This is a genomic window from Aeromonas sp. OTU364, from assembly GCF_038440395.1.
Taxonomy (GTDB): domain Bacteria; phylum Pseudomonadota; class Gammaproteobacteria; order Enterobacterales; family Aeromonadaceae; genus Aeromonas.
On sequence record NZ_JASATR010000001.1, the window covers coordinates 403,203 to 417,926 of the forward strand.

A 14,724-nucleotide genomic window follows, 5' to 3' on the forward strand; every position below is an offset into this window, starting at 1 on the left:
AAGAAGGCGGGCTGATTGGAGCCGTGCTAGCACCTAGGGAGTGCGATAGAAGCGGTTGAGCTCGTTCATCACCTGGATCATGGCCCCCATGTCCGGGGTGCCGTGTTTGATGGGGCGATAGGTGGCGCGATCCAGCAGCTCGAAGTCACCCTGCTTGTTGAACTGGGTGATGGTGTTGTCCTGATAGATGGCAAAGTCATTCTGATCGCCGGCCAGCAGCCAGTTGCGCGGGCTGGTGTCGAACAGGCTGCGCCCCGTGCTGTAGTCGCGAGGGGGATTGCGTACCCCCAGCATGCCCTTCATCAGGGTCGGCACCAGATCCAGATGGCTGCTTGCCTGCTCCTGTGGCTGGCTCTCGACGCCGGGCCAGGCGAGGACCAGGGGAACCTGCACCTGATAGGGGGAGTAGTTGCTGCCATAGCCCCAGCTGTTGCTCTGGGTTTCGTTGAACTCCTGGCCGTGATTGGAGGTGATGACGACTATGGTCTGCTCGCTCAGCCCCTGCTGCTGCAGTTGGGAGAGCATCTGCTCCAGCAGTTGGTCGGTGTAGAACACCGAGTTCTTGTAGCGATTCTCCAGCTTCTGCAGGTTCTCGGGTCTGTAGGCGGTAGCCGGGTTGAACCGGGTCAGCTCGGGCTGGAAGGGGCCCTTGAGGCTGGCGGGCACCTGATAATCTCCCGGGCTCGAGAGATAGACCAGGGAGAACCAGGGCCTGTCCGCGGTGCGCGTGCCAAGCCACTGCTGCCAGTCGCCGATGAGGCGAGTGTCATCACTCTGGCGGGAGACAAACACCTGCTTGCGCAGGCCGGCGAGCAGGCTCTGCTGATATTGCTTGGCGTCTTCCAGGGCACCGAACAGGCCGAACTGATAGTCCTGGCGCAGCATCTCGTCAAACAGCACCGGCGGGCGCTTGTCGGCACGGATGTCGCCATAGTAGTGGCCGGGCAGCCCGTAGAAGAGGCCGAACATCCCCATGGCGTCATCGTTGCCGCCACTCATATGGCGTCTGTAGTTGAGGTGCTGATCCGCATAGCGCTGCAGATTGGGCATGTTGATGTTGTTGAGCATGTCGGCCCGCAGGGAGTCGACCACCACCACCAGCAGGTTCTTGTGCTCGCTCGGGGCACTCACGCTGAGGGGGCGCAGGGGATAGAGCAGGCGATGCTCGGCGCTGCCCTGGTTCTCGGCCTTCTTCTCATACTGCTCGAGATCGAGCCAGCCATGCTTGGCCAGGAAGCTTCGGGCTGTCATGGGGTAGGAGAGCGGGAAGTTGGCGCGCTGCATGGTGATGGGCTGATACAGGGTCGCATCGGCCCAGCTGTTGACCAGGTGAGTCAGCATGAAGCAGACCAGCAGGGCCAGCCCCACCTGATTGCCGTACTGGCGGCGCTTGCGCTTGTTGATCTTGCGCCACACATAGGCCGACAGCAGCAGTTGCAGCAGGAAGATGGTGGGCACGGCGACGAAGATGATGCTCCAGATAGAGCCCTCTTCGGTCTGGGCCTGATCCAGCAGCAGTTGCCACACCTGGCCATTCAAGTGGAACTTGAACAGCTGGAACACCTGGGTGTCGATGAGCAGCAGCACCTGCGCCAGGGTGGCGATGATGGCCGAAATGAAGCGCAGTGGCTTCTCCCTGGGCAGCACGAAGCTCAAGGGGAAGACGGTCAGCAGATAGGTGACGAAGCTCAGGAACGAGAAATGACCTATCCAGCTGACGATGAGATAGGTGACCCCGAGCGTGGTCGATGGCCAGCTGATGGAACCCAGATAGCGGGTCGCGATCAGCATGGCCAGGATGATGTTGAAGAAGGAGAACCAATGCCCCCAGGTGATCAGGCGAGAAACGTTATCACGATAGGGGTTGCCGGTTTCGACCATAATGATCCATCTGCTTGAAAAACATCAAAGAATGCGAAGAAACTCAGTGAGCATCGTGGCGATGATCCACCGAGGCGGTGAGCGCCTGGATGTACTTCTCGGTGATCGCCTGACGCTGGGCCGGGGCCATACCGTTGATGATGTTGGTGGTCAGGTTGCCAAGCACCATGAGACTGAGATCCACCGGCGCCTTGTGTTTCTCCAGGGCGGTGATCAGGTCGTTCATCAGGGCGTCAAACTGCTCGTTATTGTACTTTGATACGATGGGCATAATCTTGGGTTCATCTCGGTTCAAAGCGCCTTATAATACTTCACCCTTTCGGCTAACACTATGGCTTTGTGACATGAGTCTCGATATCGACAAGATCATTCTTCACTCCCTGCGCGCTGGCAATGACGGTCAGCCCCACGCCGATACCCGCAGTCAGACTCTGCCTGCCGACGAGGCGGTGCAAGGGCTGATGGCAGAACTGCATCGCATCTACAACGGCAAGGGTGGCAAGGGCTTCGGTTTCTTTGCAGACCCGGAAGCCGACGTCGCCGAGCTGGCAGAAGGTGAAGAGGCTCTCAAACAGCCGTCTCCGGCCTTTCGCATCGCCCTCGAACAGCTGCTTGGCGAGCAGACCGAATTCGTCCCTTTCTCGATCACCCTGACCCAGATGCTGGTCAAGCAGCTGGTGGAGCACGCCCTCGATGAACAGGGGGTGCTGCTGATTGCCAAATACAACTATGTGGGGGTCGATTATCTGATGATCGCCCTGCTGGAGGGCAAGGAGAGCGTCACCGTCAGCGAGGCGCTGGACCTGCGTCACATTCATTATCTGGATATAGGCAAACTCAACCTGGTGGCCCGCATCGATCTGACCGAGTGGAAAACCCAGCCGGACTCTCGCCGTTATATCACCTTCAGCAAGGGGCGGGTCGGCCGCAAGCTGCGGGACTTTTTCATGGACTTGCTGGGTGCCCGCGAGGGCATGGATGCCAAGGTACAAAATAAAGGCTTGCTGCAGGCGGTGGACGATTACTGCGACAGCCGCCAGCTCGAACCCGCCGAGCGCAATGATTACAAGAAGCAGGTCTTCAAATATTGCACCGAGCAGGCGAGCGCCGGTGAAGAGATCGAAATCAAGGAGCTCTCGGCGGAATTGCCGGGGGACGGCGATCTCGATTTTTACAGCTTCATCGGTCAGGAATATGAGCTGGAAGATCGCTTCCCGGCCGATCGCTCCACCCTGCGCGGCCTGACCAAGTTTGTCGGCTCAGGTGGCGGCCTCACCCTGAGCTTCGAGCAGAAATTGCTGAACAGCCGGGTCTTCTACGATCCCCAGACCGACACCCTGACCATTCGTGGCGTGCCGCCCAACCTCAAGGATCAGCTGCTGCGCCAGTCATAATGTGATCCAGTCACCATTTCTGGCAAAAAGGCACCGGAGTCCGCTCCGGTGCCTTTTTATTTAAGGGGGAGATGAGTCTGGAATCCGGCTTGGTACTTTTGTTAACACATTAAACAAAATAATGGAGTTGAAAGGGTTTTCAATGGGGTGAAACCCCTTTCAATGGTGTAAATTTATTTCTTTTCGGTAATTAATTTTCCATGCAAGGCCAAAAATATGGCGATAAATCCCGATAAGTCGCTGAAATAAGAAAATGTTTTCATAACTTTCTGGAAGAAAATACGTAATTGCATTTCAAAAATGCGAGGCGTGTCATGTGAGGCGTTGCAGGCTTGGGATAATATTCATCTCGCACACAATGCTCTTACAGCGCGGAACTAATACAAGGAAAGGCTCATGAAAAAGAAATTGCTGTCATCCCTGATCGGTCTGGCTACCCTGGGTGTGGCTTGCTCAGCCACTGCTGCGATTGACGAAGGTCAGCTGACCATCTGGATCAACGGTGACAAGGGCTACAACGGCCTGGCCGAAGTAGGCAAGAAGTTTGAAGCCGAGACCGGCATCAAGGTGACCGTCGCGCACCCGGACCAGGTAGAAGTGAAGTTCCAGCAAGCCGCCGCCACCGGCAACGGCCCGGACATCTTCTTCTGGGCTCACGACCGTTACGGTGAGTGGGTCAAGGCCGGTCTGCTGGTGCCAGTGACTCCGAACGCCGCCACCAAGGCCAAGTTCGAGCAGTTCGCCTGGGACGCCATGACTGTTGATGGCAAGACCTATGGCTACCCGGTCGCGGTGGAAGCCGTCAGCCTGATTTACAACAAGGATCTGTTGCCCAATCCGCCCAAGACCTTCGAAGAGATCGCCAAGATCGACGAAGACCTGAAGAAAAATGGCAAGCGCGCCATCATGTGGGCCTATGACACCCCCTACTTCAGCTATCCCCTGGTGGCTGCCAACGGTGGTTATGCCTTCAAGAAGACCGCCACCGGTTATGACGTGAAAGACACCGGCGTGGCCAACGCGGGTGCCAAGGCCGGCGTCGGCTACATCTCCGAGATGATCAAGTCCGGTCACCTGGAGAAGGGCATCGACTACGGTGTCATGGATGCCAAGTTCAACAAGGGCGAAGTGGCCATGATGATCAACGGTCCCTGGGCCTGGAGCAACCTGGACAAGAGCGGCATCAAGTACGGCGTAGCGCCGCTGCCGACCCTGAAGGGTAATCCGGCCAAGGCCTTCGTCGGCGTGCTGGGTGCCACCATCAACGCCGCCAGCCCGAACAAGGATCTGGCCATCGAGTTCCTGGAAAACTACCTGCTGACCGATGCCGGTCTGGCGCCGGTGAACGCCGACAAGCCGCTGGGTGCCGTGGCGCTGAAGTCCTTCCAGAAGACCCTGGAAACCGACCCCAACATCAAGGCCACCATGCAGAACGCCCAGAATGGCGAACCGATGCCGTCCGTGCCTGAGATGAGCCGTTTCTGGTCTTCCTTCGAAACAGCCCTCAAAAACGTCACCTCTGGCCGTCAGAGCGTTGACGAAGCCCTGGATACCGCTGCCAAGCGCATCGTCCAGTAAGCTAGCACCAGGGAGGCCTTCGGGCCTCCCACTCTCTCCAATCTCTCTTGGCGCAATAAAGGTTAATTGGCATGGAAGTTGTACCTTCTATCGAATCCTATGCCGGTCCGAAGAAAGACAAGTACGTCTGGCTGAAGTGGACCATGGCGGCACTGATTGCAGTGCTTAATGGTTATGCGGCCGTGATGATGTATGCCAGCGGCGAGTGGGTGTTTGCCCTGCTCGATCTGGTGGTCGTTTCCGTCGGTCTCTATGTCTTCATGAACAAGAAGACCTATGCCCACCGCTATATCTTCCCCGGTGTGGCAGGCATGGTTGTTTTTATCATCTTCCCTCTTGCCTACACGATCGGCATCGCCTTCACCAACTATTCGGGGTCCAACTTGCTCTCTCTCGAGCAGGCACGGGATTTCCATCTGAAAAAAATCTATAAGGTGACCGGCGGTGAATTCGATTTCACCCTCCTGGGTGGTGAGAACAATCAGTTTCAGCTGCTGCTGCAACAGGACGACCAATCCTTTATCAGTCAACCCCTTACCCTGCTGAACAACAAGGCACGTGAACTGGCCGTCCGCGAGGGCAGAGTCCGTGACGAGCCACAGGTTGTTCAGCTGCAACCCCTGAACGGGGAAGCGGTCGACCAGGCGGCACCCATACGTGCCATCGTCGATCACCGTACTCACCTGAGCGCCCTGGATCTGGTGCTGCCCGATGGCACCATCCACCTGACCCTGAGCAGCCTGCGCAAGTTTGCGGCGCAAAAGCCCCTCTACACCCAGCTGGTTGACGGGGCCGTGCTCAAGTCCGGTGTCGTTATCAAGGACGGCAACCTGCTGCGGGACAACCAGAGCGGCGAGCTGATGATGCCCAACGGCGATACCGGCTTCTATCAGTACATAGATGCTGATGGCCACTTCGTCGGCAAGGGCATTGCCCCTGGCTTCGTGGTGAGCGTGGGCTGGAAGAACTTCGTCCGCATCATGACAGACCCGGGTATCCAGGGTCCCTTCATGCAGATCTTCGTCTGGACGGTGATCTTCTCCGCCTGCTCGGTGGCCTTCACCCTGGCCATCGGCATGGTGATGGCGTGTCTGGTGCAGTGGGAGCAGCTCAGGGGGCGCGGTTTCTACCGGGTCATGCTGATCCTGCCCTATGCGATACCGGCGTTCATCTCGATCCTGGTGTTCAAGGGCTTGTTCAACCAGAACTTCGGCGAGATCAACCTGTTCCTGGAAGCGGCGTTCGGCATCAAGCCGGACTGGTACACCACCCCCTTCCTGGCCAAGGTGATGATCCTCATCGTCAACACCTGGCTTGGCTACCCCTACATGATGATCCTCTGCATGGGGCTGCTCAAGGCCATCCCGGAAGATCTCTATGAGGCGTCCGCCATGGACGGTGCGGGTCCGGTACAGAACTTCTTCAAGATCACGGTACCGCTGCTGATGAAGCCGCTGACTCCCCTGTTGATTGCATCCTTTGCCTTCAACTTCAACAACTTCGTGCTTATCCAGTTGTTGACGAACGGGGCGCCGGACATCATAGGGGCCAGTACCCCGGCCGGGACCACGGATCTCTTGGTGAACTACACCTACCGGATCGCGTTCCAGGGCTCGGGTGGTCAGGACTACGGTCTGGCCAGTGCCATCGCCACCGCCATCTTCCTCATCGTCGGCGCGCTTGCACTGCTCAACCTGAAATTGTCCAAAGCGGACAAGCTGTAAGGAGGCTTCTCAATGGCTATCGTACAACCCAAATCAGTGAAATACCGGGTGTGGGCAACCCACCTGGTCATGTGGGGCTTCCTGGCGCTGATCATCTTCCCGGTGATCATGGTCATCGCCATCTCGTTCCGTAACGGCAACTTCTCGGTGGGGGAGATAATCCCCTCCAATCCGACCCTGGATCACTGGAAGCTGGCGCTCGGCATGTCCATCACCAACGCCGATGGCAGCATCACGCCACCGCCGTTCCCGGTGCTGACCTGGCTGTGGAACTCCATCAAGATCGCGGGCATCACGGCCCTGATGATAGTGGTGCTCTCAACCACCTGTGCCTATGCGTTTGCCCGCCTGCGGTTCCGTGGCAAGCAGACCATATTGCAGGGGATGCTGATCTTCCAGATGTTCCCGGCGGTGCTGGCACTGGTGGCCATCTATGCGCTGTTCAACAAGATTGGCGACTACATCCCCTGGCTGGGTCTGAACACCCACGGCGGCCTGATCCTGGCCTACATGGGCGGCATCGCGCTGCACGTCTGGACCATCAAGGGCTACTTCGAGACCATAGACTCTTCCCTGGAAGAGGCGGCGGCCATCGATGGTGCGACCCCCTGGCAGGCATTCAGGTTGATCCTGCTGCCCCTGTCGGTGCCCATCCTGGCGGTGGTCTTCATTCTGGCCTTCATCGGCTCCATCACCGAGGTGCCCGTGGCTTCCATCCTGCTGCAGGATGTGAACAACCTGACCCTGGCAGTCGGTGCCCAGCAATACCTCTATCCGCAGAACTATCTGTGGGGTGACTTCGCCGCCGCCGCCGTGCTGTCCGGCCTGCCCATCACTGTCGTCTTCCTCATGGCGCAGCGCTGGCTGGTGGGTGGCCTCACCGCGGGTGGGGTGAAAGGTTAAGGTTTTAATGGCCGGGGGAGTGCTCCCCCGACTATCACGATTTGCACAGATTTCAGAGCGGAGCTCGTCATGGCTGAAGTAGTACTCAACAACGTTCGCAAAAACTACGATCCGGCTGTCCACAAGGACACGCTGCGCAACATCAACCTGGCCATCAAGGAAGGGGAGTTCATCGTCTTCGTCGGCCCGTCCGGCTGTGGCAAGTCCACCCTGCTGCGGATGATCGCGGGGCTGGAGGACATCACCAGCGGTGAGCTGACCATAGGCGGTCGTTACATGAACGACGTGCCGCCGGTGGAGCGCAACGTGGGCATGGTGTTCCAGTCCTATGCCCTCTACCCCCACATGAACATCTACGAGAACATGGCCTTCGGCCTCAAGCTCAAGAAGATGGACAAGGAGAACATCCACAAGCGGGTGATGCGTGCCGCCGAGATCCTGGGGCTCGAGCCCCTGCTGGACAGAAAGCCCAAGGCGCTCTCCGGTGGTCAGCGCCAGCGGGTGGCCATCGGTCGCTCCATAGTGCAGCAACCCCAGGTGTTCCTGTTTGACGAACCCTTGTCAAACCTGGACGCCGCCCTGCGGGTCAAGATGCGCATCGAGATCGCCAAGCTGCACAAGGAGCTCAACTCCACCATCATCTACGTGACCCACGATCAGGTGGAGGCCATGACGCTAGCCAACCGCATCGTGGTGCTGAGCCCCCTCAAGGGCGAGGCGACCACCAACCTGGAGCAGTTCGGCACCCCGCTCGAGCTCTACCACAACCCGGACAACAAGTTCGTGGCGGGCTTTATCGGCTCCCCCAAGATGAACTTCCTGGCGGGCGAGTTGCTGGAGATTGGCGAGCAGGAGTGCGTGGTCAAGCTGACCTCTGGCGATACCGTGCGTGCCCGGGTCGATGCCCGCAGCGGCGCCGTCGGTGACAAGGTGGAGCTGGGCATTCGCCCCGAGCACCTGGTACCGCTGGATCACGCCCATGCCGACAGCCGGGTGAGCGGGGTGGTGCAGGTGGCTGAACACCTGGGGGCCGAGTCCTTCGTCTACATGGACGTGGATGGCCACGACTTCACCGTCAAGGCCAGTTCGGACGTGGACGTGGCCACCGGCGAGCAGTACAGCGTCGGCATTCCGGCCGAGGCCTGCTACCTGTTCGATGCCAAGGAGCAGGCGTTCCCCCGTACCGCCAGATATATCCGCACCTGATGGTGTTGTTGTGCAGGTTTCCGTAGTATTCAATGCCTTTTTGCCGGTCGAATGACCGGCTTTTTATTGCCTGCCGTGCGGGCAAGCGGGCAGGGTGACGGGGATCAGGTATCGAGCGCGGCGGTGATGTCGGGCACGAAGGTCTGGCTGGTCAGGGGCGGGCGCTCATACCCTTCGGTCTTGATGGGGGGCAGCTTGATGGGCTCGTAGTGGATAGCCTCGTAGGGCACCTTGCCGAGCAGGTGGGCGATGCAATTGAGGCGGGCACGGCGCTTGTCGTCGGCCTCCACCACGAACCAGGGGCAGTCCTCGGTATCCGTGTAGGTGAACATGTCATCCTTGGCGCGGGAGTACTCCACCCAGCGGGAGCGGGACTGCAAGTCCATGGGGCTGAACTTCCAGCGCTTGATGGGGGTGTTGATGCGCTCCTTGAAGCGCTTCTCCTGCTCCTCGTCGCTGACCGAGAACCAGTACTTGATGAGGGTGATGCCGGAGCGCGTCAGCATCCGCTCGAACTCGGGGCAGGCACGCAGAAACTCGCGGTATTCTGCGTCGGTGCAAAAGCCCATCACCCGCTCCACCCCGGCCCTGTTGTACCAGGAGCGATCGAACAGCACCATCTCGCCCGCCGACGGCAGGTGGGCGGCATAGCGCTGGAAGTACCACTGAGTGCGCTCCCTGTCCGAGGGCGCGGGCAGGGCGGTGACCCGGCAGACCCGGGGATTGAGGGGCTCGGTGATCGCCTTGATGACGCCCCCCTTGCCGGCGGCATCGCGCCCCTCGAACAGCACCACTACCTTGAGCCCCTCCTGCTTGACCCACTCCTGCAGCTTGACCAGCTCCTCCTGCAACTGGGCCAGGTGGTGTTCATAGGTCTTCTTGTCCAGGCGCGGGCGTTTCTTGCTCTTTTCCTTCGGCATGATCTTCTCCTGTTCGAGTCCTTTTTGTGGGCCACCCCAGCTTGCACCAGGGAGGCGCCACTGCCAAGGGTGGCGTGTTACACTGCCGCCCCGTCGCTGCCAGCAGAACAGAAGAAAACATGAAGCCATTGTATGGGTATGGCGATTGATACTGCCGCCTCATCAGCCGCTGGCAACAGAAAAAACATGAAGCCATTTATGGCGATTTTGCACGGCCGTCTCATCAGCAGCCGCTGGCAACAGGAGATAACATGAAGCATTTTATGGAGATTGTGGGCCGCCGCATGGCCTATCTGGACGAGGGGCAGGGCCCTGTGCTGCTCTTTGGCCACAGCTATTTGTGGGACAGTGCCATGTGGGCGCCACAAGTCGAGGCGCTCAAGGGCAGCTATCGCTGCATCGTCCCCGAGCTCTGGGGCCACGGTGATTCCGACGTGCTCCCTGACGGTGGCTGCACCCTGGCAACCCTGGCCCGGGATCACCTGGCACTGCTCGATGCCCTCGACATCGAGCAGTGCGTGCTGGTGGGGCTGTCGATTGGTGGCATGTGGGGCGTGGAGCTCGCCAGGATGGCCCCGGCGCGGCTCAAGGGGCTGGTGCTGATGGATACCTTCGTTGGCTGGGAGCCCCAGATCCCCTGCGAGCGCTACCTCGGCATGCTGGCCATGATAGAGCAGCTGGGCACCCTTCCTGCCCCCGTCATCGAGCAGGTGGCGCCGCTCTTCTTTGCCCATGAGCCGGATCCCGCCCTGATGAGCGGCTTCAAGGCGCGGCTGGCCCAGTGGCCGGCGGACCAGGTGGCGAGCCTGGTGGCGGTGGGGCGCAGCTTCGTGACCCGGGAGGATCGCATCGAGTGGCTCGAAGAGATGACGATGCCGAGCCTGGTGATGACAGGCTGCGAGGACAAGGCGCGTCCGGTGCTGGAGGGCTATCTGATGGCCGAGGCGCTGGCCTGCCCCTTCAGGGAGATACCGGGGGCGGGCCACATCTCGACCCTGGAGAACCCCGAGTTCGTCAACCGGGCCCTGGCCGAGTTTCTGGCCACCCTGTGATGGCCGCATGCCGGCTGCGAGTCACATCAAACAAGAAGGGAGCCAATGGCTCCCTTCTTGTTGGTTGGCGGTTGGGTTACCAGATATAACCCACGGCGAAGCCGGCGTAGAGCTCCCCCTTGTGCTGGACTATGGGGCTGTTGGCGATGTCGTCGTCGTAGCGCTCGTAGTTGGCGGCAAACATGCCGATCCAGTGGGGGCTGAAACGGTAGCTGGTGATGATGGCCGCCATGGGGGAGAGGGTGGTGCCCGTGTCCCACTCTGGGCGTTGCCCCCTGGCCTCGCCCCCCGAGACACCGCCAAAGTAGTAGTTCGCCATCTTGCTGCTTCGGATCATCATCCCCATGCCGGGCATGATGAGCAGCCTGTCCCGCAATATGGGGAAGTCGGCCCACAGCAGCAGCTCCTGGCCGTTGCTGCGCCCGGTCACGTCCGTGCTGAGGCGGGTGCTGAGCAGGGCATAGGGGGTGATGAGGCTGGCGCCGACGCCCCCTTCCAGCTCCCACTTGCGCTCCTCCATGCCGGCCAGCTCGGGGGCATCGTCGGGATCCAGGTTGCCAAAGCGCATCCTGCCGTAACCGTAGGCGGCGAAACTGTCATCCTTGTGAAAGTAGTAGCGGGCCCTGTCCCCGAGGAACATGAACTGCTCGCCGAAGTAGATGAAGCCGGGCACGGCAAGGGCTGTGTCATCCTGGCCCTGATAGCGGGCATCGCCACCGATGACGGCGCCGCCCAGTACCAGCCCCTTGGGTACCGGGCTGGTGGGGCTGTCCTGCACGAAGATATCGAGGGAGCCGAGATCGACCTCGGCCCGGGCCGGGGTCGCGAACAGCAGGGTCAGGAGCGCGCCAAGCGCTGCGCTGTAAAGGGTACGAACAGGGGGCATGAACTGATCCTTCAGAGTCGGGGCTGGCAGAGCATACTGCCGATGACCTTGTCAGTGAAGCCCGTTTTCATTGGAAATTCAATTCGATAGCGTCATTGTATTTCACCTGGATTCAGGCGGGAACCGAGTCCGTGGTCGATGAGTTCGCGGTAATAAAAAAAGAGAGGCGAAAACCTCTCTTCTCATCAGGGGGCGGGGCGGGGCGCCTCGTCCCGCTTGGGCCAGGCGTTGAGCACAGCTTTCACCAGGGTCGCCAGGGGAATGGCGAAGAAGACCCCCCAGAATCCCCAGAGTCCGCCAAACACCAGCACGGCGACGATGATGGCCACAGGGTGCAGGTTGACAGCCTCGGAGAAGAGCAGGGGCACCAGCAGGTTGCCGTCGAGCGCCTGAATGACCAGATAGGCCACCATCAGCCAGGCGAAGTCCGGGGTCAGCCCCCACTGGAACAGGGCCACCATGGCGACGGGCACGGTCACCGCCACCGCCCCTATGTAGGGGATGAGTACGGAGAAGCCGACCGCCACCGCCAGCAGCACCGAGTAGCGCAGCCCCATCAGGGCGAAGGGGATGTAGGTCGCCACCCCGACGATGAGGATCTCGATCACCTTGCCGCGGATGTAGTTGATGATCTGGTCGTTCATCTCCACCCAGACCCGGTTGACCAGGGTGCGGTTGCGGGGCAGGAAGCGGCGCAGGCCGCCCATCAGCACCTGCTTGTCCTTGAGCATGAAGAACACCATCAGGGGCACCAGGATGGCGTAGATGAGGATGGCCACCACGTTGATGAGGGAGCTGAGGGAGGCGCTCACCAGCTGCTCCCCCCCGGCCAGAATGCGCTGGCGAATGTTGTCTATGATGGTCTCGACCAGGCTGACGTCGACTATCTCCGGGTATTTTTCCGGCAGGGTGCGCACCGCGTCCTGGGCATGGGCCAGCATGGAGGGCGCCTCCTTGGCGAGGTTGACCCCCTGGCTCACCAGTGTGGGGATGAGCCCCAGCAGCATCATGGTGGTCACACTGAGGAACAGCAGCAGCACCAGGCTGGTGGCCAGGGGGCGGGAGAGCCCGGTGCGTTGCAGGCGGCTGACCGGCCACTCCAGCAGATAGGCCATCACCACGGCCACCAGCAGGGGGGCCAGCAGATCGCCGAACAGCCAGAGCACTGCGAAGCAGAACACCAGCAGCAGGAACAGGGCAACGGCATCGGGATCGGAAAAACGGGTCTGATACCAGCGCTTCAATACATCTAACATCGAGGCTTCCTTGGTTTTTACCGTGTCATGTCGATGGAAAGGGGCAGCCCGGGGCCTGGCATCATGATGGCCGGTTCCCGACCACGAGCAGCAAGGAGAGGCGGGCGGCGGACTCCTCCAGGGGACGGACGCTGTGACCCAGGCGTTGCAGGTAGGCTGGAATGTCCTGCCGGGAGCCGGCATCCCCCAGTATGAGGTGCAGGGATTGGCCGGGTCTTGCCTGGCGCAGCCAGAGCTTGAGCCGGATCAGCGGCTCGGGACAACGCCAGGGTGTCAGGTCGAGCTGTTCCATGAGGATTCCATCGCGTGCGTGGTGGTCATTATGGCCGTGATACCAGTATGAAACAACGCTTGTGGGCCTTGATGGGCAAGGGTATTCTGCCCGAGCCCCTTCTGATGGAGATAGAAACACTGTGGCCCGTTTTTCCCCCTTGATGGCATCGCTTCCCCTGCTGATATCCCTGATGAGCGCGACCTTTCAGGCTCAAGCGAACAACCAGCTGCCCGACATCGGTACCGCCGGGGTTGCCGCCCTGCCCATCGAGCAGGAAGTGCGCTATGGCAATGCCTTCATGCGGTTTGCCCGGGCGGGCTTGCCCATCATCGATGATCCCGTGCTGAGCGAATACATCGACGATCTTGGTCAGCGTCTGCTCACCAATGCCGACGGGGTGCGTTTCCCCTTTACCTTCTTCCTCATCAATGATCCCAGCATCAACGCGGCCGCCTTCCTCGGCGGGCGGGTCAAGGTGCACACCGGCCTCTTTCTCTACGCCGACAACGAGAGCGAGCTGGCCTCGGTGCTGGCTCACGAAATCACCCACGTGACCCAGCGCCACATAGCCCGTTACATGGAGGCCCAGGCGAGCAGCTCGGCCATGACCCTGGCCGGTCTGGTGGGCTCCATCGCACTGGCGGTGATCAACCCCACCGCCGGTATCGCCGCGCTGCAGACCACCCTCGGGCTCTCCATGCAGTCGGCCATCAACTATACCCGTGACAACGAGTACGAAGCGGACCGCATCGGCATGAAGACGCTCTATGACGCCGGTTTCGATCCCATGGGCATGGCCAGCTTCTTCCAGAAACTGGCGGCGGAGTACCGCTACGCCAGCAAGCCGCCCGAGATGCTGCTCACTCACCCCCTGCCGGAGACCCGGATCAGCGAAGCCCGCGCCCGCGCCAACAGCTATGGCCGCCGCGCTCTGCCTCCCAGCCTCGACTTCTGGCTGGCCAAGGTGCGCATCCAGGTGCGCTACGGCACCGAGAGCCCCCAGGCGCTGCTCACCTATTTCGACAGCCGCCTGCAGAAGGGGGACTACCCCCTGAAAGACGCCGCCACCTATGGCAAGGCGCTGGCCTTGCTGCAGCTCAAGCGCACCGACGAGGCCGATACCCTGATGCAGAGCCTGGCCGCCCGCCATCCGGAAGATCTCTTCGTGGTGGATGCCCTGACCGACATCGATCTCGCCAAGGGGCGCAGCGCCCAGGCCATCGCCCGGCTGGAGCGCTTCCGCACCCGGATGCCGGACAACGAGGTGGTGGTGGTCAACCTCGGCAACGCCTATCTGGAGGCGGGCAACTACCAGAAGTCCATCGCCCTGCTGGACCCTTATGCCCGGGAGCACGACGAGAACAGCCTGGCCTGGAGCCTGCTGTCGGATGCCTATCGCAAGGCGGGACGGATGACGGACCTGCACATGGCGCGGGCGGAGACCCTCTCCCTGCGCGGTGACTACCAGGCGGCCATCGACGAGCTGATTGTGGCCCGTGGCACCACCAGCGACAAACTGACCCTGGCCCGCATCGAGGCGCGCATCACCCAGCTGGAGCGGGCCAAGAAGGATCTGGACAGCCTGAAGGGCTAGTCCGGCTGACCACGCCTGAATGAAACGGGGTGCACCAGAGATGGTGCATCCCTTGT

General features: G+C 60.6%; 13 protein-coding genes. 7 read left to right on the forward strand and 6 right to left on the reverse strand.

Annotated elements, in window-relative coordinates; translation table 11 throughout:
* Positions 1–33 precede the first annotated feature (33 nt).
* Together AAHB08_RS01935 and AAHB08_RS01940 are read right to left on the reverse strand one after the other, a co-directional pair.
* A complete protein-coding gene (locus AAHB08_RS01935; RefSeq protein ID WP_247626783.1) occupies positions 34–1,881 on the reverse strand; it encodes a DUF3413 domain-containing protein in 1,848 nt (615 codons plus the stop codon).
* Positions 1,882–1,924: 43 nt separating this feature from the next.
* On the reverse strand, positions 1,925–2,152 hold the full coding sequence (locus AAHB08_RS01940) for a DUF1414 domain-containing protein (RefSeq protein ID WP_011705556.1): 228 nt from the start codon (positions 2,150–2,152) through the stop codon (positions 1,925–1,927).
* 73 nt (positions 2,153–2,225) lie between these two features.
* On the opposite strand from AAHB08_RS01940, the gene yejK reads away from it, so the two are divergent.
* The 5 genes from yejK (at position 2,226) to AAHB08_RS01965 (ending at position 8,686) form a co-directional block, all read left to right on the forward strand.
* On the forward strand, positions 2,226–3,275 hold the full coding sequence (gene yejK / locus AAHB08_RS01945; RefSeq protein ID WP_342057938.1) for a nucleoid-associated protein YejK: 1,050 nt from the start codon (positions 2,226–2,228) through the stop codon (positions 3,273–3,275).
* A 396-nt stretch (positions 3,276–3,671) separates the two neighbouring features.
* Complete coding sequence (malE, locus tag AAHB08_RS01950; RefSeq protein WP_025326475.1) at positions 3,672–4,853, forward strand: maltose/maltodextrin ABC transporter substrate-binding protein MalE; 1,182 nt, start codon at positions 3,672–3,674, stop codon at positions 4,851–4,853.
* A gap of 71 nt (positions 4,854–4,924) precedes the next feature.
* Positions 4,925–6,577, forward strand: coding sequence for a maltose ABC transporter permease MalF (malF, locus tag AAHB08_RS01955; RefSeq protein ID WP_342057939.1), 1,653 nt, complete (start codon positions 4,925–4,927; stop codon positions 6,575–6,577).
* A gap of 12 nt (positions 6,578–6,589) precedes the next feature.
* Complete coding sequence (gene malG, locus AAHB08_RS01960; RefSeq protein WP_025326477.1) at positions 6,590–7,480, forward strand: maltose ABC transporter permease MalG; 891 nt, start codon at positions 6,590–6,592, stop codon at positions 7,478–7,480.
* A gap of 69 nt (positions 7,481–7,549) precedes the next feature.
* Positions 7,550–8,686, forward strand: a complete 1,137-nt coding sequence (locus tag AAHB08_RS01965; protein WP_247626780.1) for an ABC transporter ATP-binding protein — start codon at positions 7,550–7,552, stop codon at positions 8,684–8,686.
* A gap of 104 nt (positions 8,687–8,790) precedes the next feature.
* Here AAHB08_RS01965 and ppk2 read toward each other — a convergent pair whose 3' ends face one another.
* Positions 8,791–9,606 carry a polyphosphate kinase 2 gene (gene ppk2, locus AAHB08_RS01970; RefSeq protein ID WP_202046237.1) on the reverse strand — a complete coding sequence of 272 codons (816 nt, stop codon included), beginning with the start codon at positions 9,604–9,606 and terminating at the stop codon, positions 8,791–8,793.
* A 251-nt stretch (positions 9,607–9,857) separates the two neighbouring features.
* Between ppk2 and AAHB08_RS01975 the strand changes: the two genes are divergently transcribed.
* Complete coding sequence (locus tag AAHB08_RS01975) at positions 9,858–10,658, forward strand: alpha/beta fold hydrolase (protein WP_342057940.1); 801 nt, start codon at positions 9,858–9,860, stop codon at positions 10,656–10,658.
* A 76-nt stretch (positions 10,659–10,734) separates the two neighbouring features.
* Here AAHB08_RS01975 and AAHB08_RS01980 read toward each other — a convergent pair whose 3' ends face one another.
* From AAHB08_RS01980 to AAHB08_RS01990, 3 genes are all read right to left on the reverse strand, one after another.
* Complete coding sequence (locus tag AAHB08_RS01980; protein ID WP_342057941.1) at positions 10,735–11,544, reverse strand: MipA/OmpV family protein; 810 nt, start codon at positions 11,542–11,544, stop codon at positions 10,735–10,737.
* A gap of 185 nt (positions 11,545–11,729) precedes the next feature.
* A complete protein-coding gene (locus AAHB08_RS01985; protein WP_025326482.1) occupies positions 11,730–12,800 on the reverse strand; it encodes an AI-2E family transporter in 1,071 nt (356 codons plus the stop codon).
* Between the two features lie 61 nt (positions 12,801–12,861).
* A complete protein-coding gene (locus AAHB08_RS01990) occupies positions 12,862–13,092 on the reverse strand; it encodes a sulfurtransferase TusA family protein (RefSeq protein ID WP_289986253.1) in 231 nt (76 codons plus the stop codon).
* Positions 13,093–13,213: 121 nt separating this feature from the next.
* Between AAHB08_RS01990 and bepA the strand changes: the two genes are divergently transcribed.
* Entirely contained in the window at positions 13,214–14,668 is a 1,455-nt protein-coding gene (bepA, locus tag AAHB08_RS01995) for a beta-barrel assembly-enhancing protease (protein WP_420883425.1), read from the forward strand.
* Positions 14,669–14,724 lie beyond the last annotated feature (56 nt).